This window comes from Acaryochloris marina S15, assembly GCF_018336915.1.
Taxonomy (GTDB): domain Bacteria; phylum Cyanobacteriota; class Cyanobacteriia; order Thermosynechococcales; family Thermosynechococcaceae; genus Acaryochloris; species Acaryochloris marina_A.
The window spans coordinates 2,805,259-2,829,748 of the sequence record NZ_CP064923.1; the positions used below are offsets into that span (position 1 = coordinate 2,805,259).

A 24,490-nucleotide genomic window follows, 5' to 3' on the forward strand; every position below is an offset into this window, starting at 1 on the left:
CAAATTAAGTAACACAAAAATATTGCATGTCCGTTATATTTTAAAGCAATATCTCTACCTTAAAATAGATCTGTGATGAATTAATTCTGAGATATCGCCATCACCTATTCTTAGAGAATAGTTTGTCTAACTGAAATTGGTTCCGATTTTTTCACTTTGACTTCGGGCATTTTGGCAGTTTGATTTGGGATGCCTTCAATCGGACATTCTTGGGTTCCTACGGTTGGCCGAGTCAACGCTTCTACTTTCTTTTTCGTTTTTTCAGGATCTAGAACCCATTCTCGATAGAAATCATAGGGACATTCCATCAGGCCTTCATCTCCATCCCCTGAATTAATCAGGCCGGTATAGCCTCGATGCAGCAACTTGAAGAGGTGATTTTGCGATTGGGCATGTTCGCGAAAATCTCGAATAGCAAATTTTGATAACGCCGCGTACTGAATTCCGTTTTCTTCTTCTCCACATTCACCTAAGGTTCGACCATCAAAGCCAACGATCGCAGAATGACCAAAGTAGCTGTATACACCATCAAAACCAGCCGCATTGGCAACCGCCACGTAGGTATTGTTCATCCAGGCCATTGCCTTCGAAACAATGATTTGCTGCTCTTTCGCCGGATACATGTAGCCTTGACAACGAATGACTAACTCTGCACCCTTCATGACACAATCTCGCCAAATTTCAGGATAGTTGCCATCATCACAAATAATCAGACTTATTTTTAAACCCTTGGGCCCCTCTGAAACATAGGTACAGTTCCCTGGATACCATCCCTCAATGGGTGTCCAAGGCATAATTTTGCGATACTTTTGAACAATCTCTCCCTGGTCATTCATCAGAATGAGGGTGTTGTAAGGAACTTTATTGGGGTGTTGTTCATGGCGCTCACCCGTGAGGGAAAACACTCCCCACACCTTATTACGAACACAGGCTGCAGCAAAAATATCTGTTTCTACGCCAGGGATAAGAGAAGCAGTATCCATCATTTCTTGAGCATCATACATAATGCCATGGGTAGAATACTCAGGGAAAATAACCAGGTCCAAACCCGGTAGTCCCAACTTCATCCCATCTATGACCTCGGCTATGTTATTGCAATTAGCTAATACCTCATTCTGGGTATGTAACCTTGGCATTTTGTAGTTCACTACAGCAACACCGACAGAATCATGACTAGAAGAAATATCACCATGGAATGCCATCAGACTCTCCTAATTTATTGAAATTCACAGGATAAAAAACTTATGTAAACGTGCGAATTGTGTCATTTTATACATTTAGAATGAAATCGACATAATGACTTTTCTGGAATTAATCACTTGTTTGATTGACAATAATAATCTATCGACAACGCTAAAATTTTAGACTGCCTATTGTTTTGACCAATGCCACTATTGCTAAAGTCAATAATGCGTGAAAATAAGGACTTCTCTATATCTCTAGATGCTATTTACTCGCAGGTGATATACCTACTCCTATCTAGCTAGAAGGCTTTTAAGTAAGTGATAAATTCATGACAAATGCATAATTTTCATATATTAAGAACTCTAGATTTTTGGGATTCATAATTTCTTGGTATTCAAGGTTACAAAATCAATTTAAAACTGCAGTAATCTTTTACTAACAGCTTTTCATCTGTTCAGTGCATAAGTTCTTTCTTATTAACTTAAGTCGGTGAGGTATGTGCTGTAAGGAATTGATGCTCAAAGAGAAATATCACCGAAAGGTAGCTTTAACGGCAGCTAGATTTCGATCGTTAATTGGAATATTTGGCTAGTCCATTTCAAACAAGATATTTTCTCTGGAATATTTTTGTATTTTATGCCTGTTCTGGTTAATTAAAACTATGACAAAACCCCAATCTTCCTCTGCAGGAATCAGTCGGCGAAAGTTTATTCAATACAGCTCATTAGCGGTTGGCTCAGGAATAGTAGCTGCATGCTCAAATGGGTCTTCTACACAGAGTTCTGTTGATTTAGGTGAGAATCCCATTAAGGTTGGTGTTATGTATTCCACAACTGGCACAATTGCTATTGTGGAAAAATCTCTACAAGATGCAACGTTCTTAGCCATTGAACAAATAAATACTGGCACTGGCCCTTGGGAAGGGAATGGTGAAGGGATTGGCGGTCGTAAGATTCAAAAGGTTGTCGTCAATCCAGACTCGAATTGGGATTTGTATAATCAAATGTCTAAACGCCTCATCGAGGAAGATAAGGTGGTATGCATTCTGGGGTGCTATACATCTGCAAGCCGAAAATCTGTCTTGCCTGTTTTTGAAGACAAGGATGCCATTCTTTACTACCCGGTCTATTACGAAGGAAATGAATGTAGTTCAAATGTCTTTTATACGGGCGCAGCTCCAAACCAGCAAATCACAGATTCTATTCCCTATTGTCACAAAAACTTTGGTTCAAAAGGATTCTTTATTGGCTCTGACTATATCTACCCCAAAGAGAGTAACCGTATTGCCAAAGCAGAACTTGAAAAAATTGGTGGGAAGGTCGTAGGAGATGAATATGCAGCCCTTGGTACGACAGAATTTATTACGATTATCAACAAAATCAAGGCAGCCAAGCCCGATTTTGTTTTAAGTAACCTGGTTGGAGATAGTATTCCAGCTTTCTATCGGCAGTTTAAGGACGCGGGGATTACTTCAGATAAAATTCCGATTATGGCTTATCCCACTACTGAGGAAGAAATCCAGGCCATGGGACCCGAATACTCATCGGGTCACTATACGAGTTTCAACTATTTCCAAACGGTTGATACGCCAGAAAATAAGCTTTTTGTTAAACAATTTCAAGAGATGTTTGGAGGTAACCGTGTCACTAACGGTGTGATGGAAGCAGCTTACTTACAGACCTTCTTTATGGCTCAGGCGATGAAGAAGGTTTTTGATGAGGGTGGAGAACTGAATACAGGGACCATCCGGGAGGCTACTAGAGGACAGGAATTCAATGCACCTCAAGGGCGAGTCAAAATAGATCCTGAAAATTACCATACCTATCTTTATTCCAGAATTGGCAAGTGGAAAGAGGATGGCCAAGCTGAAATCGTCTTTTCTACCGATGCGGCAGTGAAACCAATTGCTTGGAGCCAGACACTCTACAAGGGGAGAACTTGTGTCCATCCCACCCCTGATACTCGGGTAGATCCGACGGTTGAGACTGGAAAAGATTTAGAACCTAAGTATCTCTCTTAAAGATCGAATAGCAGATTTTTAGTTGATCGAAACGACACAGTGGATCTATTTTTCTGTTTTGCTAGTCGGTGGCTTTTGTTTAGATTCACTCAACAAAAATCCTTTTCTTTTTTCGGCCTATTGGATTGAGCCTATGTTGGACTATACTTTTCCCACTCTATTCTCGACTCCTCATGTTTTAATCGCTCAGGAAGCAGCCGCCTCTAATGAAGGTTTTGATATTTTAACCTTGTTGAATCAAGCCCTCAATGGCATTGGAATCGTCGGGATTTTGCTGCTAACGGGGTTGGGATTAGCTATCACCTTTGGGGTTATGCGAATCATTAATTTGGCTCATGGTGAGTTCATTATGTTAGGGGCATATGTAACGTTTGTGTTTCAAGATGCCTTTGATTTAGATCTTCTCATGACTATCCCTTTGGCTTTTCTGATTACTGCATTCATTGGTGCAGTTGTAGAAATTACAATTATTCGTCGATTGTATGGTCACCCATTAGAAACTTTATTAGCCACTTGGGGGTTGAGTATTGTGTTGCAAGGGGTTGTAAAGCTTATTTTTACAGCTCAACTAAAGTATGTAAAAGCTCCGGCCTATTTATCTGGAAATTTACCCCTAGTCTCAGATGACAGTGGTGCTGCAGTAGTTGCTATTTCCTACTACCGTCTTTTTATTGTTGGAGTCGCCCTTGCACTCTTAGGGCTTACCTTATATCTATTTTATGGAACGTCTTGGGGAAGGCAGATTAGAGCTGTCACCCAAAATCGAGATATGGCTAAGTGTTTGGGAGTTAATACCAAACTAGTGGATATGGGAACTTTTGCCTATGGCTGTGGTTTAGCTGGAGTGGCTGGTTCTGTTATTTCAGCCTTAAAATCTGTGGCCCCTCCCATGGGCCAAGATTATTTAGTGGATGCCTGGATGGTGGTGGTGACTGGGGGTGTAGACAAGCTAATTGGGATTTTGGCTGGCTCTTTACTGATTGGCGAGGCTAATGCAATCATCGCTTTTATGCTTAATGATCCTCTCGCTAGAGTCATCGTTTTAGGAGCCGTAATTATTCTAATTCGTTATCGTCCAGAAGGTTTATTCACCGTACAGAAGCGGGTGTGATTCTCAGGTTTAATTCTGTACGACTAGCTGATCTTTTAGAGGTTTGGTTATGACGAATATCGTTATGGGGTATAAACAGTCAACTGTTCCCCATAAATTAGTTATTGTTAGTGGTATCTCATTATTAGTTTTTATCATATTGCCTTTTACTATCAATAGCTTTCAACTGTCCTTGATGTCTAAGCTGTTGCTATTTGGGACCTTAGGCGTTTCCCTAGATCTAGTTTGGGGATTTACTGGTATTTTGAGCTTTGCCCATGGGGTATTTTTTACTTTGGGAGGATATGCTTCCGCCTATTATCTCAAACTGAACCTTTCTGCGGCTTCGAATACCTATGGTGGAGAATTGCCGGACTTTATGGTCTGGAATGGCTTAGAAAAATTGCCCTGGTTTATCGCCCCGTTAAAATATTTTCCGGTTGCTTTGGTGGCAACGATTGCTGTGCCAGCATTATTTGCCTATATTATTGGGTATTTTATTTTTCGTTCAAAAGTAAGTGGTGTCTACATCACCATCATTACTATCGCTATCTCATCAGCCTTAACCACTTTTTTTGTGAGTCAGCAGGCCTATACCGGCGGGACAAATGGGATCACTGATGTTAGCAGCTTGAGATTATTTGGGGTGCAACTGACAGCATTAGGGCTCTATTTCTTGATTTTGGCCTATGCGGCCTTTGTAATCGCTTTAAGCTGGTCCCTTACCCAATCTAATTTTGGCCTCATTTTGCGCTCGATTAATGAGAATGAACAGCGTATTTCTTTCTTGGGATATGATGTGGCCCAATTTAAGATTTTTATCTGGACCCTTTCGGCTGCGATCGCAGGTATGGCTGGTGGTCTATTTGTACCTTTAAATCGATTTATTTCTCCGGTATACCTGGCAGTTGCGTTTGGAACTCAAGTTGTCATTTGGGTCGCTATCGGTGGGAGAGGAACCTTGGTGGGACCGTTGATTGCTGCGATTCTATTGGGACAAGTGCAAAACTATGCAGAAAAGGTGACTCAAGACTGGCAACTTGTTGTTGGGATTTTATTATTAGTTGTTGTTCTATTCCTACCCAACGGATTGATGAGTCTGTTACCCAAAAGAGCTTCACTGAAAAACTTATCGAAGCCAAAGCCATTACCTGTAACTGTATTGACGAAGAAGTAGATCTTATTGGAATGAGGGTTGGATTATATGGATGCTGTGTTATCGGTTCAAGATTTAAATGTAACTTTTTCAGGCTTTAAAGCCTTGAGTGGTGTGAATTTAAAGGTTTTTGATCGTGAAATTGTTACGATTATTGGCCCTAATGGTGCAGGGAAAAGCACACTTCTCGATGCGATTGTTAGTAAGTCTCCCGTTTCTTCGGGACATATCCGCTATCAAGGTAAAGAGATTACCAATAAGCTTCCCCATGAAGTTGCACGTATGGGCATTGGCCGGAAGTTTCAAAATCCCAATGTCTATAACGAACTAACTGTTTTTGAGAATATTTTATTAGCCCTCAAGGGAACTCATGGGATTTTCGCTTCGATCACAGCCAAATTGACTCAAACGAAAAAAGGTAAGATTCATGATGCTTTAGAACGAACGGGTTTAGTCGATAAAGCATTTGAACTGGTTTCTTCCCTATCCCATGGTCAAAAGCAATGGGTTGAAATTGCCATGGTTTTGGCTCAAGACCCGTCCATTGTTCTGTTGGATGAACCGACAGCAGGCATGACTGGAGACGAAACCTATATGACGGGTGAAATCATTAAAAGCATTTCGAAATCTCATTCCGTTGTGGTAATTGAGCATGATATGGAATTTGTTAAACAAATAGCGAAACGTATTGTAGTGCTACACCAGGGAATGGTCTTAGCAGAAGGTTCAATCGAAAATATTCAAGCTAACCCTAAAGTCATTGAGGTCTATCTCGGTCGTGAAACAATCAACGCTGCTGCGTAAAGAAGAAGACTTGACTATTGCTAAGCCATTGCTGGATATGGTGAATGTCACGGCTGGCTATGGCCAAACCCCGGTCTTATTTGATGTTGACCTGTCTGTTGCAGAAGGAGAAATAGCCTGTTTGTTGGGGCGAAATGGTGTAGGTAAAACGACGTTGCTACGCAGCATTATTGGTTTGAATCCCTTAACTAGCGGTAGTATCTCTTTCAATGATGTTGATATTACAAAGGCTCCTACCTATAAGCGTGCTAGAAAAGGAATTGCCTATATCCCTCAAGGCCGAGAAATTATTCCCTACTTAACGGTGCTAGATAATCTAAAAATGGGTTTCAGTGCAAGTGGCAAGAAGGTTAAGCGAATTCCATCTGAAATTTTTGATTTTTTCCCAATGCTAAAAGATCATTTACAGCGTCAGGGAGGATTGTTGAGCGGAGGACAACAACAACAGCTTGCTATTGCTCGGGGCGTAATGTGTAACCCTAAAATCATGTTACTGGATGAGCCGACAGAAGGCATTCAGCCCTCTATTGTTCAAGAGATTGAAGATACCTTGAGACGTATCAATTTAGAGAAAGGAATCACGATCATAGTGGTTGAACAAAAAATAGAGTTTGCTCGTAAGTTAGCTCAGAAGTTTTTCATCATGGAAAAGGGAGCTATTGTGGAAAAGGGTAAGACAGATAGACTCACTGATTCTTTGTTGCATCGCTATTTAGCTGTATAAGTCGATGGTTTTCTAGATGGAAATGATTGATATTTAGCTACCTTTTTTCGCAGTTTTTCATTTATTTTTATTGAAATTTATTGGCGATATACATTGACTTCATGAAATAGCTTGGATTCGATGATTAACTCTCAATATATAAGTCTTTGTAGCCATATTTGACGCAATCTACCTGTTATAAAATGTCTCTTCAATGGATAAATATAGTCTTAGTAATATAGAGACATCAGCTCTTATCTCCTTTATGGAAGTTGCTGAGCGGGGAAGCTTTACTGAGGCAGCCATTGCGTTGAATTTATCTCAACCCACTGTCAGTCAACAAGTTCAAAGATTAGAACGGATGGTGGGAGTAAAATTACTGCATCGTCGCTCTAATAAGGTGTATTTAAGTCAGGCAGGTGAAGCTTTTATTACTCATTGCCAAGCTGGCTTGAAAAATATTGAAACAGGTATAAATACTGCCCTTAAAGCTGCCCAAAACTCTTTAAGTAAAGTGACCTTAGGATTAACTAGCTTTAATACTAAATTGTGTCTTTCAACCGTGTTAAATCGGTTTCATCGATGTAATCCTAATGTGTGCTTACAAATTTTTGAGTATCCGTTGGAAGATCTCATTCAAGGGCTTCAGAATCAGACTATTGATTTAGCTTGGATGTCTTCACCTTTACCCAAGGAGATCCTACAGACAGAGGTATTGTATGAAGAGCCACTAGGTCTGGTCTGCGCTGCAACTCATGCACTCGCTGGAGTAGCAGATCCTACTTGGAATGAGATTGGCCAATATCCAATCGTTCTCCCTCACCAAGTATCAAAATATGGGATTCGCTCCCTTGTGGAGGAGTTCTTTCGTAGCCATCAGTGTCCAGTCAACACGGTTGTCGAGTTTAGTGGTTCCCAATCTTTACGCTTGATTTTGGCCTCTAGTGATGGGGTTGCTGTTCTACCGCTATCGCAGGTTGAAACCGATCTTCGAAACAATGTCTTGGTGGCTAAAACATTTCCTGGACAATCTCTCGTCCATAAAGCAGTGATTGCGACGAATCCTCGATTTCCCTTGAGTCCCGAAGCTACATCACTACTAGAAACGATACGAACTTTAGTGCCGTTATCTATCTGTTAGCCTGCGAGTAGAGGCTAAGGGCTGTAGCCCAAATGGTGACGAGGGAGTAAAGGGAATACGGTGGTGAGATCGCATCACTCAACACAAGAATTTACCCCAAGTTCTCTCCTAGTGGATCATCATTACAACCCACTATTGAGATAAGTGGCGTCACAAATCCCCACACACCCCATAGAAAAATCTTGCTCGATCTAGTTTTAATCCTGAACAAATGGGCTTATATTGGCCAAGGTCACGTCCTAAATATTTCTACTTCTGCACAAAGAATCTTTGTATGCACCGTGGAGGGATGCATCAAGATCCTTTAGTCCACGCATCGCTCAATGGCGAACAGTAACAATTTGTGAGTTTGGGGCAGACTACGATTAAATAAAAGCGACCTATGTAGTCTTTGATTGAAAAGTGCATGACACGGCCTTCAACTCCAACCCCAAATCCAGAAGAACAGCAGAATTCAGTATCTTCCCGATCAGCTATTGAAGCTGATACGTCTCTGAGTAAAGGTAAAGAAGGCCTATCGACTTCAATGGCTGGATTGAAGTCAACTTCCGCCCGGTTTTTGCGATCTGCGACAACCTCTTCTTCCCTAGAATTGGTGACTGGAGCGGCCACTGTAGTCTTGATTCTGGGTTTACTATTTCATAATTCATGGATTGGCTTGCCCGCGGCTGTGGTGGTTTTATGGCTGTCGTTAAGGGTGCTGTGGCCTCCCCTGAGTAAAGGGCTACAGGAATGGGTGTCGGTCCGCAATCAGCAACTCATTCTGGCTGGTGTGCTGAGCCTTGCTGGCCTGATTGGAGTGATCCAGTTTACCGGTGTACTGCCAATGTTGCTGGGGGGGCGGCCTGTTAACTGGGAAGCAGTTGGGGCTCTGGCAGACTCTTTTGGGGCAATTGGCCAAATTTTAGTCGCTTTTTTAGCCCTTTTTGTGGCGTGGCGTCAGTATGTCATTTCCAAAGAACTGACTGAACAGCAAAACCGGATTACTCAACAACAAACCATTGATGCCTATTTCCAAGGAATTTCTGATTTGGTGATTAATGAAGAAGGTTTGTTGGAAGATTGGCCCCCGGAGCGAGCGATTGCTGAAGGCCGCACCGCTGCGATTCTGACGGGTCTAAGCGGGGAAGGAAAAGCGAAGGTGATTCGGTTTCTATCCAGTTCTAAATTGTTGACGCCTTTGAAACGCGATCGCAGATTAGGTCGCGCTATTTTTGACGGGTTAGGCGGCTATGAAGAAGACCTGGAATATGGGGTGCGAGTGATTGATTTAGTCGGTATGTTAGCGAATGTCGATTTGTCGGGGACCGACCTACGGCGGACTGAGATGAGTGAAGCCAACCTAGTCCACAGTAATTTGCAGGGGTGTGATTTAGGCCGAGCCAATTTGTCTCGCTGTATTTTGTATGGAGCCAATTTATCGAAGACGGATTTGACTCGGGCCCGATTTTTCTATGGGGAAGTGGAACAGGTAACACCGCGCGATCGCATGAATCCACCCAACTTTCAAACCGGGGCACAAACTGGGGCTGTGATTGAAAATGCCGATTTTTCTAAAGCGGAAGGATTGTCTGAAGAGCAACGGTATTACTGCTGTGCTTGGGGAGGAAAGAAGACGAGGGCAACCATGCCTGGCGGATGTGAAGGGATACCTAATAAGCTTGAGGGCAGTCGTTGATTTCAAGGAAAAGGATCGGAGTGAAAGGCGACTGAATAGCTTTTTGCTGGTGTCATCCTAAAAGATAGAGATTGCTACAGAAGCATTACCGATGGATGTCAATCCATTGGATTGCACAGATGCCTGACCTGATACCTGCACAGCTGCTTGTCCCATTGTCAGAATAGACACTTGACTCGCTGCCTGGCTGGACCCAATATTGTTGGGATTAGACGCCCCTAAGACGATAGAGTTAATTTCAAAAGCACTATTATTTTGGGTGCTAACATCTGCAACCACATTGATGCCATTGGCCGTAGAAATATCTGTTAAGGCGAGGGGACTAGTATTTGCTGTTCGAAGAATAATATCATTGCTTTTACCTCCGACGAGGCCGCTATTTCCAGTTCTTCCAGTCAGATTATCGTCCACATTATTAACAGAAGGAACTCCAGATTGAACTTGGCTGATAATCTTGAACATGAGGGACTCCAATACAGATTATTTATTTGGTTCAATGATTTAGGTATGGGTTGACTCTAATAATCAACGTATTTGATCACTATTTAAGCCTCAATATATATCGATAAATGATAACTCAATAAATGAATTTTTTAACAAGCAATCTGTTGACATAATCTTTGATTTTGATCATGCTTACATACATATCAGAGTCGATAATTTATTAGAGAAAGTGAAATATTGGTTTACATTCAAGGATAAAAGCAGATAGTTATTGTAAAAATATTGGAAATATACGCACTATATCTACAGAATTATCTTTGTGGGAGTAAGGTATGGAAATAGATATTGAGATGAGCAAACTAAGTGCAAACTATACTGTTTCTCTGCACTGGAAACTACTATCGAAGTCGGTTCTCTGAGTACTATTTCAATCATTTGGCCATGCAAAAGGCTTTTAACTGGCGGGCAGATTCTCGAGGACTGGCATTGGAACGAGGTCACAACAATGTTGGCCCCATCTCCAAATACGCCCGACAGGGATTACTTAGCTGCAACATCCAGCTCCCCGACAATCTCCGCTTTCCCCTATCCCTGACAGGGGAGGATCTCAACAAGGCCCATCAGGTGATTGCCGTTGATGAAACAGAACATCGCCCACTGATGCAAGCACGATTCCCAGACTGGGAAAATAAAATCGACTATTGGTGCGTGCACGATATCGATCAGGTCATTCCAGACAATGCCCTTAAACAATTAGAAAACCATATCCATGATCTGATTTCTAGACTGTAGGATAAGTCCTAAACAGCTAGGGAAAACGGTGATGGCTTGGACTCGAAGAAACTTCCTACTGACCGCAGGTCTGGGAACAGCTGCAGGCACTCTGGCTAGTTCCAATGCAGCAACCGCTGATAAATCGTCTCAATACCAAAGCCTCAAAAATTGGCGAGAGGTTCGCGCCCACTTCAATTTGGACCCTAAATATATTCACATGGCAGGTTTATTGTTAGCTTCCCATCCAACTCCTGTTCAATCCGCCATTGATCAGCACCGTGATGGTTTAGATCAAAACCCTACCCATTATCTCTATGACCATCGCCAGGATTTAGTGGCAGAGGTAAGACGCAATGCGGCTGAATATTTAGGTGTTCAGTCTAGTGACCTTGCCCTGACAGACAGCACAACCATGGGTACAGCTTTGGTGATTAATGGCCTCAGCATTCGTCCAGATCAGGAGATGTTGACCACCACCTATGACTACTATTCCACCCATACGTCCCTGAAATATAAGGCATCTAGAACTGGGGCAACTGTGAAAGAGATTCCCCTGTATCGGGATATCCACACCGTGTCTGAAGACGAAATGGTCGAGACCTTGATTAAAGGGATTGGTCCGAAAACGCGGCTGGTAACGGCTACCTGGGTCCACTCCAGTACGGGGCTCAAAGTTCCGGTTGCCAAAATTTCGGAACAACTGCAGCAATTGAACCAGAACCGATCAGAGGAGGATCGGGTGTTGTTTTTTGTGGATGGTGTCCATGGCTTAGGGGTAGAAGATGACGCTTTAACTACTCTGGGATGTGATTTCTTCGTTGCGGGCACCCATAAATGGATGTTTGCTCCCCGTGGCTCTGGCTTTATTTGGGGCAAGCCTGAAACCCAGAATGCCGTCACGCCTACGATTCCGACTTTCACCGGTGGAGCAGGCTGGGGTAGTTGGATGACGCCTGGAGGATTTAAATCCTTTGAACACCAGTGGGCAATGGCTCAAGCCTTTGGGTTTCATCAGCAGATCGGTAAAAAACGGGTGACTCAACGCCTGCATTCCCTCAGCCGCCAACTGAAAATAGGGTTATCGAGAATGAAACATGTCAAGCTGTATACGCCCATTGATGAAAACCTATCTGCTGCGATTATCTGTTTTGATGTCGAAGGATTAACGCCCAAGGCTGTTGTTGCGAAGTTGCGCACCCACAATATTATTGCTAGTACAACTCCTTATGATGTGTCCTACGCTCGTTTGACACCAGGTGTCTACAATACCCCTGACGAAATCGATCGAGTGTTGAAACATATCCGTGATTTGGCTTAGTTGGCTTCCAGCTGGCAAGGTCTAGCTGCGGGCAAGGCGGCGAGCTTGAAAGATCCACTGGGTTACCTCAGCCACCGTCGGACAGAGAGCATTTTGCCCTAACATCTTTACGTGTAACCTTAGCAGTTGTCTGTGAAGGCACTCTGCTGGCATTTGTGCGAGTTGTACTGTCGAACCTACCCCTGCATGCAGGAGTAAACCGCAGTTTTGAGTCCCTACACCTGGAATTAAGGAGAGGTCTGCTAGGGCTGCCCATTTATTGATGTACTGTTGATGTAGCTTCATTTGGGCTGCTAACTGTTGCCTGTGATTAGGCGTTTGTGTATGGGTGTAGAGTTTTTTAATCGTTGTAATTCCACATTGCTGTAGCTGGCTGAGATTGTCAGGACTCAGGCCAGGCAGTTGAGCAAGGGGCTCAGCAGATGGAAGAGAAGGAGTAGGCATTACTGGTCTTTAGGGGTTACCCCCACACCATAGAACTTGATTCAGCTTGTCTACTGTATCGAGTTGGGGGTATTTGCGTCTAGGCACCTGCCTTGATTGGCGAACCATTAAATCCTTTTGGCCTAGATTTGGTATCGTCTTGACTAGAAGCCTGTCACCTTTTCAGATGCACTAATTTTGGAACCTAAAACCCCATGAACTCCAAGAATTATTTCAAGCTGCTTAGCAACAAAGATAAGCAAGTTTAAGGCAGTGATTGCAATTTTAGAGAGATTGGTTAATTATGTCGGACAATTTTTCTTGATTCTCAGATGATTTACCCTAAAGTTAGACTTATCAGCTTACCTTCATAACTCTGGCGTTCTGTAGGTATTATTTAGGGCCGATGGGCAACTCAACTGAAACTGTGGTTCCAGATTGTGGATCAGAGTTAATTCGCAAATGTCCACCATGTTCTTCAACGATGCGTTTCACAATAGGTAACCCTAACCCATTGCCTGTGGACTTGGTGGAATAGAAGGGCTGCAGGACAGTGACTAATTGATCGGTAGGGATAGATTCACCCCAGTTGTGGACTTTAATGCAGACACTTTGCTCTTGATGCAGAAGCTGAATATTAATTTCGTCCCCAACCCTTGATGCTTCGCAGGCGTTGGTCAGCAGATTAATCAACACTTGCTTAAGTTTGTCCGAGTTTCCCTGGATTTCAACCGGAACAGGTGTGGGTATAAACGTAAGTTTTTTGTCAACAGCCGAAGGCATGGCTTGAAAACCTTCTATACAGTTAATGATCAAGGCATCAATGTCTAGGGAGGAAGCGGATAACTTCTGAGGCTTGGTATAGAGTAAAATCTCATTCACGAGACGCTGTAACCGATCCGCTTCATCTAGGGCAAAATCTAACCGCAGTTGAAATATTTCAGGTAAGTTGAGATTTTGAAACGACTGAAGGCTCATCAATATCGTCGTTAAAGGGTTCCGCACCTCATGCACAATCATGGTTGAGAACTTGCCTAGCTCAGCGAAGCGCGCATCCTCACTTTGACGATTGGTCACCACTCGTTGTCCTTTGGGAATTTGAGTGCCTAAGTGGGTACATGCCTTAAGTTCAGACTGTTGTATTTGGATCAGAGACTGATAATCACTACTGGTGAAAGGTTTGCTCTGGGGCAAGGTCCGGGGTGCAAAGTTCTTGTATGTTTTCATCGAAAAGATTAACTCACTGGAGAATGGATGCATCGGACATATGAAAAATACAAATCACGTAGCAGTGTCAGTCTGTTGTGAAATGAGTTCGATAGACTCATGACTCAATGATTAGACCTAACGATTGAATATCTACGCGATTGTTTGTCCCTTGATCAATAAATGCCGATGGCTAGATTGATACGCCTATAGGAGCATCTGTTTGACCAGCCTCAAGAAAAATGAGACCTAATCTGCCTGAGAATTGTGATGTCAATTCAAGCTGTGATGTCCCTTGGGCAAGGAGTCGCTGTACCACTGATGAACTTTTGAGACATTTCACAGAGCTGTTAAGTCGGGAGCTACTACAGCTCTGTGCAAGGCTCTGAAATAATCTAGCCTTCGGTCTTGGGTGCATTTTCTGGAGACAGCATTTTCAGAATCCGAGAAGATAGATTATCGCTACTTTTCATCATTTCCTGTGCCAGTCCTTTGACTTCAGGATCGTCGGATTTTAGAAATTCTGTTGCCATTTCAGATATTTCCATCTGCATGACGAGCATTTCCATCAACTTCTTCCGTCTTTGGTATGCCGGGCTTATTTCTTTACGGAAAGGGGATGCAATCAGAAAGCTTGAATCTGGGTGGGTAGGTAAGCTGGACTGAGCTTTTGGTAGGGGAACTGCACCGACTGGAGCAGCAATACTTAAGGCAATAAGTGAAGCAATGGAGCTAATTTTAGCGGAGAAAGCCATTTCAGAGACCTCATATACGACTAACTGCACCCAATCTTCTATCTGTATCTCCATCGAATGGGGATATACCCCAAGTTCAGGAAAAGGCCTGGATGTAGATTGGTAGCGTAATCACCCTAGCCGTTGCCCCTCCTAGAGAGTCTTTTACTTTTTTGCAGGAGATAACAAAATCTTGCGGTTCCCAGAATATTATCTGGTTGATACAGAAATATAAAAATTTACTGTGTCTGATGCTACGGTTTTGATGCCATTTTTTCGGTTTGACTAGCTCAGAAAGGCATCAAAAAGGTTGAGAGTTCGCAGGCGAAGGGTAGCGGCTAGGGCATCATACTGAATTTTGATTCGTAGCATGGAACGAACCCGTGCTCGCAGCTCTAGGCTATTGATGGGTTTAGAGATAAAATCGTCTGCTCCAGCTTCTAATGAACGGGCCAAATCTGCCTTGGAGGTGAGGGCCGTAACAATGATGATGGGAATATGCTTCCAGTTGGGGTTGGCTTTGATCTGGCGACAGGCGTCGATGCCATCCATTTGAGGCATCATGACGTCGAGTAGAATAACGTCGGGCTGCAGGGAATCAATCTGCTGAATGGCCGCTGGGCCGCTGGGAGCATAGGTCAGTCGGTATCCTTCCCGGATGAGTAACCCCTCGATCACGTCAAAGATCCGTTCTTCATCATCAATCACGAGGATGGAATGTTGTTTGCTATCCATGGGGATTTGTTTAGCGATGCTAGATTTGCAGATGTTTGGTGATCATTTTGGTTAATTGTTCCATCTTCAGGGGTTTAGAGAGAGAGTCACTAAAACCGGCGGCGAGGAACCGTTCCTTATCCTCGGGCATGAGTAATGAAGTCAGGGCAATGATTGGGGTGTAGGGTAGATGACTGCGAATCTGACGGGTTGCTTCTAAGCCATCGACTTGGGGTAAACGAATATCCATAAAGATCAGATCTGGGGTTTGGCGGGTGGCGAGGTCGATGGCCGATTGACCATTGGTTGCGATCGCAACTCGGTATCCCTGTTCTTCAAGGTAATCCGTCAGCAGTAGGACAATGGATTCTCGATCTTCCGCTAGCAAAATCAACGGGGCAGCGATAGTCCTGGGGCGAGAAGGGGGAACAGATGTTGGTTCTTCTCCATCAACAGGAGAGCAAGAGAAGGGTAAGGTGATAGTAAAGGTACTGCCTGCACCAACTTCGCTATAGACCTGAACCATACCGCCGTGGAGTTTGACTAATCTCTGCACTAGGGTTAAGCCTAAACCTGTCCCTCCATAGAGTCGTGTCCTAGAACTATCGAGCTGTACGAAGGGTTCAAATACTTGAGAGAGTTCTGCGGTAGCAATACCAATTCCCGTATCTGTCACACTCACTTGAATCGTTTCCGCATCCTGCATCTGCGCCCTTACGGATACTTCCCCCCCCTGGGGTGTGAATTTAATGGCATTGCGGATCAAGTTCAGGAAGACTTGCTGCAACCGCAGTTCATCTCCTTTCACTTCCGCTAAATCTGCTGGGATAGAGTGGCTCAGATTGATCTGTTGATCTTGGGCTTGATGTTGGACCATCGCTAGACAGCTTTCGATCAGGACGCCAATGGGAACCCGACTGCACTGTAGCTCCAGATTGCCCGATTCAATTTTGGAGAGGTCAATTAAGTCGTTGAGCTGGGCTAACAGATTTTCACCACTCTCTTCAATGGTACGGACAGACTTCATCTGTTTGGGGTTGAGAGCACCATAGACCTCCTCCCGCAGTACCTCTGCTAGTCCGATAATTGCTGTCAATGGGGTGCGCAGTTCATGGCTCATGGTGGCCAGAAACTCATCCTTCATCTGGGCGGCCCGTTCTAGATCTTCGTTAGCGAGCCCTAACTTTTCACTTAACTGCTGATACTGGACATTGACTAACTGCTGGCGTTGATAGAGCTGGTAATTGTCGATTGCGATCGCAGCTCGTTCTGCTAATACTTCAGCGAGCTGCACATCTTCATCTGTACAGCGATGGGGCTGTCGATAAAAAGAACAGACTGTGCCTAAGACTGTGCCCATTGGGGTTTTGAGGGGAATACCTAAATAGGCTGCATATCCCTCAGGCATGTGACCCATCGGCTCTAGGGCTACGTCTTCTACCATCAGCGTGGTTCCCCGTTCCAAGATGCAATTGGTGATGGATCCATGTAAGTTCCAAACGGTTTCAGCGTCATCCATCTCTACGCTACTGGCGAGGATGCGATACTGTTTGTCTTGGCAGAGGGTGACGATGGACCAGTCCGTGTCAATGAGTTGGCTGATGCCCGAGACAACGGTGGTGAGATAGTCATTTAGATCGCTCTGGCGATAACTCAGAGAAGTGAGAACTTCCAGAAGATGGAGCATGCGGCTGGATTCTTGCGTCATGACTCAATAGCTCCCAAGGTTTGCAGCATCTGGCGGCGCGATGGTGTGAGTCCGCAAGCCCCTGTAATATCCATACCTTCGTAGGGACGCTCTAACGGCATTTGGCCGAGCTGCTGACCGGATTCCACAGCCCACAGGCACAAGGCACCATCCTGTCCTCCGCTGATTAAGCGCTGACCATTAGGGCTGAAGGCCACGGACCAGACAGAGTGAGTATGCCCCGTTAGAACCTTAAGACATTTCCCAGTCTGGATATCCCATAATCGAACGGTGTTATCAGCACTACCACTGGCGATATATTGTCCATCTGGACTGATCTGCACGGTTAATACGAGGCTGTCATGGCCTTTGAGAGTTTGGCACTCTTCTCCCGTAGAGAGATCCCAGAGTCGAATGGTTTGATCTTCACTGGCAGAGGCGAGAGTATCTGCATGGGCGCTGACGGACCACACTGCGCCCATATGTCCAGTCAAAGTGTGGTGACAGTCGCCTGTGCGAACGTCCCATAGTTTGATGGTTTGATCGGCACTGCCGCTGATTAAGGTATGGCCAGAGAAGGCCACAGATAACACCCAACTGTCGTGACCGGTGAAGGTTCTGAGGCTATGGTGATTGACTCCATCCCAGAAGCGAATTTGGTGGTCGGCACCACCGCTAGCGAGAATTTGGCCATCGGGGCTAAAGGCAACTGTCCATACTTTGCCCTCGTGACGAGTGGTCATCGTAAACTGCCGCCCGGTTGTAGGTTCCCACAGCTGGACTGAGCCATCTTCACTGCCGCTAGCGAGAATTTGGCCATCGGGGCTAAAGGTGATGCGGCGGGCAGAGGGTTGCAGATGGCGCTGCCTACAGTGCTGGTGGTCCACATCCCACAGCCTGATCACGTGATCGGTGCTGCCGCTGGCAAGGGTTTGACCATCAGGACTAAAGGCTACAGACCAGACCGCATTCGTATACCCCTCCAGAGTGCAAATGCGATGTACAAGGCTCTTGTCGTTGGGTTGAGCTGCAAACTCCCAGACCCCCAACTTTTGCTTATCACAGGCTAAAAACTGCTGACCATTGGAGCTAAAGGCTACAGACCAGATTTGACTGTCGTATCCGGTCTGAGACTGAATCAGTGCTCCGGTAGAGACCTGCCAAAACTTGAGATGTTGGCGATCGCCTGCCCCCAAAATTTGCCCATCGATACTAAAGGCTACCGACCAAATCGACGTTAAATTCTCAATGACGTGAAGGCAGTCTCGGGTATCTACCTGCCAGAGACGAATGGTTTGGGCATCACTGCTAGCTAAAAATTGACCATCCTGACTAAAGGCAATGCAGGTAATCGGAAGGGTATGTCCCAGCAGGGTTGTCAGTAATCCCATTGAAGGATGCCAGAGTCGAAGGGTCTGATCGGCACTGCCACTGGCAATCAGGTTGCCGTCAGGATGATAGGCAAGGGTGGTAACGCCATCGGTATGTCCGGTAAGAGTATGAATACAGTCGCCAGTTGTTACATCCCAGAGGCGCAGGGTGCAGTCGTTGCTGCCACTCGCGAGAATTTGGCCATCGGGGCTAAAGGCGATAGACCAAATCCGATCCTGATGTCCGGAGAGGATATGTTGCCCTTCCCCCTGTTCTAGATTCCACAGCAGAATAGTCTGATCAAAACTGCCGCTAGCGAGGGTCTGACCATCGGGGCTAAAGGCAACGGTCCAGACGGCTTGGGAATGAGCCTGGTAGGCAAATAATAGCTTGCCGTCCTTGACTTGCCAGACTCGGGGAATACCATCGGCATGGGCTGTTGCCACCCATTGACCGTTGGGGCTAAGGGTGGCGTCGTAGATATCACCAAAGGTCTGGGTGAACACACTTTTTGTAACGTCTGCTGCCCTAAGGTTCACCTGATGGAGATTGCTGCCCTGAAGATAGGCTTGCCAAACGGTCAAGCCAGAAAAGTCATAGCCTGTCACATCGATATTTAAGTACACCAGCAAATTAAGAAGATTGCCAGCACCATAACTAGGCTGGGACGAGAGGTGCGACAGCATCTGTTTGAGATGGACTTCGAGCCGACCAGGGCTGCCCAGACTCGCTAATAATCGGTCGGCGATGGGGGCCAGAATTAAGCGAATTTGACCATCCCGGAGATAGTCTGGGCTGTCTGCTTTGATCAGGGCATGGGAATAAAATAGAGAAGTCTCTGGTAGGGGCAGGTTGAGAAGCTCTGCACTGACGGTATCAATAAAGCGATCGCAAACATACTCCATAATCACGGGCTGTAGGGTCAGCTGAAATACAGTGCTGTCCCGTTCCAGCAGAGAGCGTCTGTCAATGGACTCGATGGCTTCCAGAAGATGGGTTGAGGGGGTGAGGATGTCGGACTGCAAGGTTTTTAGAGAGATGGGGGCGCGTGCGATCGCAAGCCAATACAGCACCTGCTGTTCTAGGGATGACAGCCGCGCAAACTGTTGATCTAGCAGTAAGCGGATTTCACTAAAAGCAATTCGCTCTTGGTCTAGAAACCCTTGGATATCCCCCGCAAAGAGATCCTGGATGGCAGTCGCGACAATTTTTAAGGCCAGGGGATTACCCTGATAGGTTTCAATCAGCTGACTAGTGGCTGAGGTGAGATGGGTAAAGCCTTTTTGCTGGAGAATTTCCTGACCTGATGATGCATCTAAGCCCTGTAAATGGTAAGAACGAACGGGCAAGGCTTCTCCTTCGAAGGCTGCAATTCCTTGGGGTTTTTCACGACTGGTCAGGATCAAGCAGCTCTGATGGTCGGTGCTAGCAATTTGGTGTAGTAGCTCCCTATACCCCTTCCGGCTAGATTGATATCGTCCAGCAGGACGACCTCGCTCTAGGATGGACTCCACATTATCGAGAACTAAAAGACATCGAGATTGGCGCAGGTAGTCTGTCAGTTGAGAAATTTGGCCATTGAGGTGCTGTGGCAGTTCGGCCTCCCTTTGTCCTGAAAAGACTTGCAGGTAGTCCAGTAACAACACCTCAATGGGGGGAGCGTTCCGCAGAGACCGCCAGATCAGGGTGGTAAATTGATTTTGAACTTGCTGGGCGAGTCTGATGGAGAGGGCCGTCTTTCCCATGCCGCCCATTCCCAGCAGGGTCACTAATCGGCAGCGATCTGCAACTATCCAGTGGCTGACGGTCTTTAACGCCTGATGACGACCATAAAATGGGGTGGCGTCTGGTGCCCCACCCCAATCTTGTTGTGTGGGTGCGGCCTGTAGGGGCGAGGGTTGCTCACAATCGACCTGAGCCAGGTCTAGGTTCAAGGCATGAAAAAGAACTTGAAGGGTTGTCAAGTCTACGGTTTCCTGGCGCAGAATTTTGCGGACGGTGGTGGGGTGGAGTCCCTTAGGATCAATAATTTGGATCTGCTGGGTAATGCGGGCGGCATTATGTTTCACACCCGTTTGGGCTTCTAGAGCGAGTAACCGTTGCTGTAGTTTCTTCATCCCGAGGGGCGTCAGCGAGAATCCGCGCTGACGCTGGGGTGCAGAAGATTGATGATCCATACTGACTAGGGTACTGCTCTGGGGGCGTTACAGATACTGCTGGTGGAAAACAGTTTCTAGATTATCCATTGCTATGGGTGGGGACACAGAGTAGTTAGTTAAGTCCTTGTAAAAAATGTTTTAGGGCTTTATGGCTGTTTGATTCATCACAAAAGGCAATACAAGGTTGTAGATTTTCTAGAATTCACGGCAGTGATGGGCAAATGAATATGGATGATGCTCGAAATAAACTCATGTCTACCCTGAAAATAAGCTACGCCAATGCAATAGAGCAATCGAGGGTTATTCTATCCGTATTCGATCGCGTGTTAAAGTGCGAACCGGGGATGGGTGCTCCCTTAGGTGTTATCTAAAAGAACGCTGCTATGTTGGATTTTGATGCGCTGGTCATTGGGGCAGGCCCCGCTGGGATGATTATTGCGGCGGCTTTGGCCGAGCAAGGCATCAAGGTTGGCGGCCTAACTGCTAGTCCGCTGCGGCAAGTCTGGCCGAATACCTACGGTATCTGGCGCGATGAACTCGAAGCTCTGGGATTGACGGAATTATTAGGGCATTGTTGGGAAAACTGTGTCTCCTATTTTGGTAAAGGGGAAGTCAACCACGGTCGCGCCTACGGTTTATTCGATAAAGTCAAGCTGCAAAACCATCTGCTGGCCCAATGCGAAACCGGGGGCGTGGAATGGCAGCAAGGTAAGGCCATAAATATCGAGCACGATCACAAACGCTCGATCGTCACGACTGCGGCAGGTGAAACCATACATGCCAGGGTGGTGATTGATGCCAGCGGCCACAATCCGATGTTTATCAAGCGGCAACAGCAGGAGGCAGTAGCATTTCAAACGGCCTATGGTATCGTCGGTCATTTTTCCGCACCCCCCGTCAATCCACAACAATTCGTGCTTCAGGATTTTCGCAGCGAGCATTTATCGGCCACTGAACGCGCCACCGAGCCGCCGACCTTTCTCTATGGGATGGATTTTGGTAATGATGTCTATTTTGTGGAAGAGACATCCCTGGCGATGGCACCTGCCGTCAGCTTTGAACTACTAGAGCGACGCTTGCACCAACGATTAGCCGCCCGCGGAGTTCAGGTGACTGCGATCCATGAGGTGGAACGCTGCATCTTTCCGATGACACTTCCCCTGCCGGATCTCCATCAACCCGTGGTGGCCTTTGGTGGTGCTGCGAGCATGGTACATCCCGCTTCGGGGTATATGGTCGGGGCGCTGCTGCGCCGTGGGCCTAGTTTGGCTGCAGCTATTGCCACTAAACTCCAGGATACTCAAGCTGGACCAACCGTGATCGCTCAGGCGGCATGGCAGGAGCTATGGAATCGAGATCGCCTGCGCAAGTACTATCTCTATCGGTTTGGCTTAGAAAAGTTAATGCGGTTTGATGAGGTGCTGTTAAAACAGCATTTCGATACTTTCTTTAGTCTGCCCCGAGGTCAATGGTCGGGATTTCTGGCCGATACGCTATCGACACCAGCATTGGTAGCAGTGATGGTGCGCTTATTTGCCATTGCACCCAATTCCCTGCGCTGGGGTTTGCTTCAATTTCCCGGTAGGGAAAGCAATCTCCTCTGGCAATCTATCACCTCCAAATAGCAAAATTGCCACTAGCGGTTACTTCCACATTAGTAAGATAAGTTGCTAGTGCTTCACCCCAATGATCCTAGACGTCTGATGAAGATAAAATCTTTGATCCTTAGGTACTTCTCTGTCAGTTAACTCTTCGTAATCACTGTGGTGAAGTACTAGACTTAAAAGGATTATTTTTTGATGAATTATATTTCAGAAAGAATTGGCATCACTTTTGAGAAAATTTTTATGCCAATTTCTTGCAACATATTTAACTAATTAAAAGCTGTTTTATGGTGTTTTAGTTCTTCCTGGAACATTGCTTTTAGTTCTCATTTTTAAACATGGTTAACTAATTTATTCCTCAGCTGCTACTTATCTTTTGAAAATAGTCTGGGTCTTGAACCTGACTCAATTGAGTCACTATGGAGATCTAAAAATGTCCTTATTATTACCTGGTAGTACCGACCCTTTATTTATTAGTGAATTTGAAGGGGCTGAGTTTTTTGGTAGTCCACAAGATGGCGGTGGAGCTTTTGCTGTTGGGCAGGAAGATACTACCAATCTTTTTGTGTTTGATGACACTAATGATGTTGCTGTAGGTGGTGATGAAGTTGATATTTTTATGGCCAATGGCGGCGACGACAACATCATGGGAGCTGAAGGGACTGATTTCTTGTTTGGAGGATTTGGCGATGATATTGTCCGGGGCGGAGAAGGAGATGATGTGGTTGTTGGTAATGAAGGCTCAGATATCTTAATCAGCGGCAGTGGAAGCGATATCTATGAGTATTTTGCAGATCAGATCCTGCCTGGTGATCTAGATATCATCTTGGATTTTGAGTCGGGCGAAGACGCTGTGGTGATTGTTGGTAGTACAGATATTAACTACGATAACTCGACTGGTTTTCTAACAGTGGATGGAACGACAGCAGCTGTTCTAGATGCAGGGTTAGAACTAGAGGTGTTGACGCGGGCTAATTCTTCCGTCGTCTTTGATGCGGGTGCAGATGTTTCTGGCTTTGGTGCCGCTACAGTTCCCGAAGAGACAGACGAGCAGCTAAGGGCAGACGCATTGGATAGTGAAGGGGAATATGAGGTGCTATCCATTGTGGATGCATCGCCTAGTCTGGCACCTGGGAGCACCGTTCCCCTATTTATCAGTAATTTTGAAGGGGCACAATTCTTTGATGCCCCTCAAGATGGGGGTGGCGTTTTTGCGGTGGGTCAAGAGGACACTACTAATATTTTCGTGTTTGGAGATAGTAACGATGTTGCTGCGGGTGGCGATGAAGTCGATATCTTTATGGCCAATGGTGGCGATGACAACATCATGGGAGCTGAAGGAACTGATTTCTTGTTTGGGGGCATCGGTGACGATATTGTCCGGGGCGGTGAGGGTGATGATGTGGTTGTTGGTAACGAAGGGTCTGATGTGTTGATTGGAGGGGCAGGGGCTGATATTTTTGAGTTTTTTGCTGACCAATTTGGCATCGGTGATCTCGATGTGGTGCTTGATTTTGAATCGGGTAGCGATGCCCTGGTCATTGTCGGTAGTATAGATGCCAGCTACGATAGCGCAACCGGTTTTGTGGCTGTGGATGGCACTGAAGTCGCCACATTGGATGCTGGTCTAAACCTGGATGTGCTGGTTCGAGGTAACTCTGCTGTCATTTCTTAAGGTATCTATCTGGCCATCTTAGATTCCTGAGAAAACCTGAGCCCATGCCTACTATTGATATGAGGTATTGGGCTTGGGGCTTTTTCTAGAAGGGATGTAGGATTTACCCAGAAAACGTATCACAGCAATAGCATTGCTATTCTGATCCATCCCCCAGCTTTGTTGTCAGTGATGCTGATTGGCTTGAGGCTTCAGTGATTAGGGTGCAATAGAAATCGGAGCATTGCTGGTATTGTCCTGAACTGCAAATGTTTTAGTCGCAGAATGGGCAACAGAAACTGATCCTTGATATTGGGAGGGGGGCTCTAGAAAATCAGCATTAAGAATAAAGGAACTGAGGGAGAAACCCAGAGCGGCAAGGCAGGAAAGAGGAATAAGAGTCTGTTTAATGTCTGGCATGGTTCCTTTGGAGCAGGCAACATCTCTAAAATAAGGCTCCTTTCTGAGACAACCCTGATGCATGATTGAGGTCTTCAGCAATAATTCTGAACGCTTTCCAGATTTTTGATGAGAAAGCTGAAAATTATCGTTGGGACAACTGATTACTCATTGGCTGGAGATTCTTTACTTTATCTGTGGGCTAGGAGCAATTGGGGGAGTCTAC

General features: G+C 45.5%; 20 protein-coding genes. 11 read left to right on the top strand and 9 right to left on the bottom strand.

The features are described 5' to 3' along the window. Window positions 1-110: 110 nt before the first annotated feature. On the bottom strand, window positions 111-1,202 hold the full coding sequence (locus tag I1H34_RS13200; protein WP_212666012.1) for an aliphatic amidase: 1,092 nt from the start codon (window positions 1,200-1,202) through the stop codon (window positions 111-113). Between the two features lie 644 nt (window positions 1,203-1,846). On the opposite strand from I1H34_RS13200, the gene I1H34_RS13205 reads away from it, so the two are divergent. The 7 genes from I1H34_RS13205 (at window position 1,847) to I1H34_RS13235 (ending at window position 9,777) form a co-directional block, all read left to right on the top strand. Continuing rightward, window positions 1,847-3,205, top strand: a complete 1,359-nt coding sequence (locus tag I1H34_RS13205; RefSeq protein WP_212666013.1) for an ABC transporter substrate-binding protein — start codon at window positions 1,847-1,849, stop codon at window positions 3,203-3,205. Window positions 3,206-3,338: 133 nt separating this feature from the next. Next, window positions 3,339-4,316, top strand: coding sequence for an urea ABC transporter permease subunit UrtB (gene urtB / locus I1H34_RS13210; RefSeq protein ID WP_212666014.1), 978 nt, complete (start codon window positions 3,339-3,341; stop codon window positions 4,314-4,316). 49 nt (window positions 4,317-4,365) lie between these two features. Next, window positions 4,366-5,472 (top strand): urea ABC transporter permease subunit UrtC, encoded by a 1,107-nt coding sequence (gene urtC, locus I1H34_RS13215; RefSeq protein WP_212666015.1) that lies wholly within the window; start codon window positions 4,366-4,368, stop codon window positions 5,470-5,472. Window positions 5,473-5,499: 27 nt separating this feature from the next. Beyond that, window positions 5,500-6,255, top strand: coding sequence for an urea ABC transporter ATP-binding protein UrtD (gene urtD, locus I1H34_RS13220; RefSeq protein WP_212666016.1), 756 nt, complete (start codon window positions 5,500-5,502; stop codon window positions 6,253-6,255). Window positions 6,256-6,292: 37 nt separating this feature from the next. Then, window positions 6,293-6,979, top strand: a complete 687-nt coding sequence (gene urtE / locus I1H34_RS13225) for an urea ABC transporter ATP-binding subunit UrtE (protein ID WP_212666256.1) — start codon at window positions 6,293-6,295, stop codon at window positions 6,977-6,979. A 244-nt stretch (window positions 6,980-7,223) separates the two neighbouring features. Continuing rightward, window positions 7,224-8,099 (top strand): LysR family transcriptional regulator, encoded by an 876-nt coding sequence (locus I1H34_RS13230; RefSeq protein ID WP_212666017.1) that lies wholly within the window; start codon window positions 7,224-7,226, stop codon window positions 8,097-8,099. A 406-nt stretch (window positions 8,100-8,505) separates the two neighbouring features. Next, window positions 8,506-9,777 carry a pentapeptide repeat-containing protein gene (locus I1H34_RS13235; RefSeq protein WP_212666018.1) on the top strand — a complete coding sequence of 424 codons (1,272 nt, stop codon included), beginning with the start codon at window positions 8,506-8,508 and terminating at the stop codon, window positions 9,775-9,777. Window positions 9,778-9,834: 57 nt separating this feature from the next. Here I1H34_RS13235 and I1H34_RS13240 read toward each other — a convergent pair whose 3' ends face one another. After that, window positions 9,835-10,239 carry a hypothetical protein gene (locus I1H34_RS13240; protein WP_212666019.1) on the bottom strand — a complete coding sequence of 135 codons (405 nt, stop codon included), beginning with the start codon at window positions 10,237-10,239 and terminating at the stop codon, window positions 9,835-9,837. Window positions 10,240-10,584: 345 nt separating this feature from the next. Here I1H34_RS13240 and I1H34_RS13245 point away from each other — a divergent pair, with 345 nt between their 5' ends. Then, window positions 10,585-11,013: a low molecular weight phosphatase family protein gene (locus tag I1H34_RS13245; RefSeq protein ID WP_212666020.1), complete on the top strand. Its 429-nt coding sequence runs from the start codon at window positions 10,585-10,587 to the stop codon at window positions 11,011-11,013. Between the two features lie 31 nt (window positions 11,014-11,044). Next, a complete protein-coding gene (locus I1H34_RS13250) occupies window positions 11,045-12,313 on the top strand; it encodes an aminotransferase class V-fold PLP-dependent enzyme (protein ID WP_212666021.1) in 1,269 nt (422 codons plus the stop codon). A 21-nt stretch (window positions 12,314-12,334) separates the two neighbouring features. On the opposite strand, the gene I1H34_RS13255 is transcribed toward I1H34_RS13250, so the two are convergent. From I1H34_RS13255 to I1H34_RS13280, 6 genes are all read right to left on the bottom strand, one after another. Beyond that, entirely contained in the window at window positions 12,335-12,757 is a 423-nt protein-coding gene (locus tag I1H34_RS13255; RefSeq protein WP_212666022.1) for a DUF4332 domain-containing protein, read from the bottom strand. 372 nt (window positions 12,758-13,129) lie between these two features. Further along, window positions 13,130-13,963, bottom strand: coding sequence for a sensor histidine kinase (locus tag I1H34_RS13260; protein ID WP_212666023.1), 834 nt, complete (start codon window positions 13,961-13,963; stop codon window positions 13,130-13,132). Window positions 13,964-14,337: 374 nt separating this feature from the next. Then, entirely contained in the window at window positions 14,338-14,751 is a 414-nt protein-coding gene (locus tag I1H34_RS13265; protein WP_249370105.1) for a hypothetical protein, read from the bottom strand. A 210-nt stretch (window positions 14,752-14,961) separates the two neighbouring features. After that, entirely contained in the window at window positions 14,962-15,411 is a 450-nt protein-coding gene (locus I1H34_RS13270) for a response regulator (RefSeq protein ID WP_212666024.1), read from the bottom strand. A gap of 19 nt (window positions 15,412-15,430) precedes the next feature. Further along, window positions 15,431-17,098 carry a hybrid sensor histidine kinase/response regulator gene (locus tag I1H34_RS13275; protein ID WP_212666025.1) on the bottom strand — a complete coding sequence of 556 codons (1,668 nt, stop codon included), beginning with the start codon at window positions 17,096-17,098 and terminating at the stop codon, window positions 15,431-15,433. Next, the gene (locus I1H34_RS13280; protein ID WP_212666026.1) at window positions 17,095-20,625 is read right to left on the bottom strand and encodes a WD40 domain-containing protein; all 3,531 of its coding nucleotides are present in this window, start codon (window positions 20,623-20,625) and stop codon (window positions 17,095-17,097) included. The genes I1H34_RS13275 and I1H34_RS13280 overlap by 4 nt, the downstream gene beginning before the upstream one ends. Window positions 20,626-20,990: 365 nt before the next feature. On the opposite strand from I1H34_RS13280, the gene crtL reads away from it, so the two are divergent. After that, window positions 20,991-22,232: a lycopene beta cyclase gene (gene crtL, locus I1H34_RS13285; protein ID WP_212666027.1), complete on the top strand. Its 1,242-nt coding sequence runs from the start codon at window positions 20,991-20,993 to the stop codon at window positions 22,230-22,232. A gap of 412 nt (window positions 22,233-22,644) precedes the next feature. Further along, the gene (locus tag I1H34_RS13290) at window positions 22,645-23,886 is read left to right on the top strand and encodes a calcium-binding protein (protein ID WP_212666028.1); all 1,242 of its coding nucleotides are present in this window, start codon (window positions 22,645-22,647) and stop codon (window positions 23,884-23,886) included. A 198-nt stretch (window positions 23,887-24,084) separates the two neighbouring features. Here the strand turns inward: I1H34_RS13290 and I1H34_RS13295 are convergent, their stop codons facing one another. After that, window positions 24,085-24,285, bottom strand: a complete 201-nt coding sequence (locus I1H34_RS13295) for a hypothetical protein (protein WP_212666029.1) — start codon at window positions 24,283-24,285, stop codon at window positions 24,085-24,087. Between the last annotated feature and the right edge of the window lie 205 nt (window positions 24,286-24,490).

What these genes read in the sequence shown, in the direction of transcription:
- I1H34_RS13200 (WP_212666012.1), bottom strand. Translation starts at nt 1,202, where the DNA reads ATGGCATTCCATGGTGATATTTCTTCTAGTCATGATTCTGTCGGTGTT.
- I1H34_RS13205 (WP_212666013.1), top strand. Translation starts at nt 1,847, where the DNA reads ATGACAAAACCCCAATCTTCCTCTGCAGGAATCAGTCGGCGAAAGTTT.
- urtB (WP_212666014.1), top strand. Translation starts at nt 3,339, where the DNA reads ATGTTGGACTATACTTTTCCCACTCTATTCTCGACTCCTCATGTTTTA.
- urtC (WP_212666015.1), top strand. Translation starts at nt 4,366, where the DNA reads ATGACGAATATCGTTATGGGGTATAAACAGTCAACTGTTCCCCATAAA.
- urtD (WP_212666016.1), top strand. Translation starts at nt 5,500, where the DNA reads ATGGATGCTGTGTTATCGGTTCAAGATTTAAATGTAACTTTTTCAGGC.
- urtE (WP_212666256.1), top strand. Translation starts at nt 6,293, where the DNA reads ATGGTGAATGTCACGGCTGGCTATGGCCAAACCCCGGTCTTATTTGAT.
- I1H34_RS13230 (WP_212666017.1), top strand. Translation starts at nt 7,224, where the DNA reads ATGGAAGTTGCTGAGCGGGGAAGCTTTACTGAGGCAGCCATTGCGTTG.
- I1H34_RS13235 (WP_212666018.1), top strand. Translation starts at nt 8,506, where the DNA reads ATGACACGGCCTTCAACTCCAACCCCAAATCCAGAAGAACAGCAGAAT.
- I1H34_RS13240 (WP_212666019.1), bottom strand. Translation starts at nt 10,239, where the DNA reads ATGTTCAAGATTATCAGCCAAGTTCAATCTGGAGTTCCTTCTGTTAAT.
- I1H34_RS13250 (WP_212666021.1), top strand. Translation starts at nt 11,045, where the DNA reads ATGGCTTGGACTCGAAGAAACTTCCTACTGACCGCAGGTCTGGGAACA.
- I1H34_RS13255 (WP_212666022.1), bottom strand. Translation starts at nt 12,757, where the DNA reads ATGCCTACTCCTTCTCTTCCATCTGCTGAGCCCCTTGCTCAACTGCCT.
- I1H34_RS13260 (WP_212666023.1), bottom strand. Translation starts at nt 13,963, where the DNA reads ATGAAAACATACAAGAACTTTGCACCCCGGACCTTGCCCCAGAGCAAA.
- I1H34_RS13265 (WP_249370105.1), bottom strand. Translation starts at nt 14,751, where the DNA reads ATGGAGATACAGATAGAAGATTGGGTGCAGTTAGTCGTATATGAGGTC.
- I1H34_RS13270 (WP_212666024.1), bottom strand. Translation starts at nt 15,411, where the DNA reads ATGGATAGCAAACAACATTCCATCCTCGTGATTGATGATGAAGAACGG.
- I1H34_RS13275 (WP_212666025.1), bottom strand. Translation starts at nt 17,098, where the DNA reads ATGACGCAAGAATCCAGCCGCATGCTCCATCTTCTGGAAGTTCTCACT.
- I1H34_RS13280 (WP_212666026.1), bottom strand. Translation starts at nt 20,625, where the DNA reads ATGGATCATCAATCTTCTGCACCCCAGCGTCAGCGCGGATTCTCGCTG.
- crtL (WP_212666027.1), top strand. Translation starts at nt 20,991, where the DNA reads ATGTTGGATTTTGATGCGCTGGTCATTGGGGCAGGCCCCGCTGGGATG.
- I1H34_RS13290 (WP_212666028.1), top strand. Translation starts at nt 22,645, where the DNA reads ATGTCCTTATTATTACCTGGTAGTACCGACCCTTTATTTATTAGTGAA.
- I1H34_RS13295 (WP_212666029.1), bottom strand. Translation starts at nt 24,285, where the DNA reads ATGCCAGACATTAAACAGACTCTTATTCCTCTTTCCTGCCTTGCCGCT.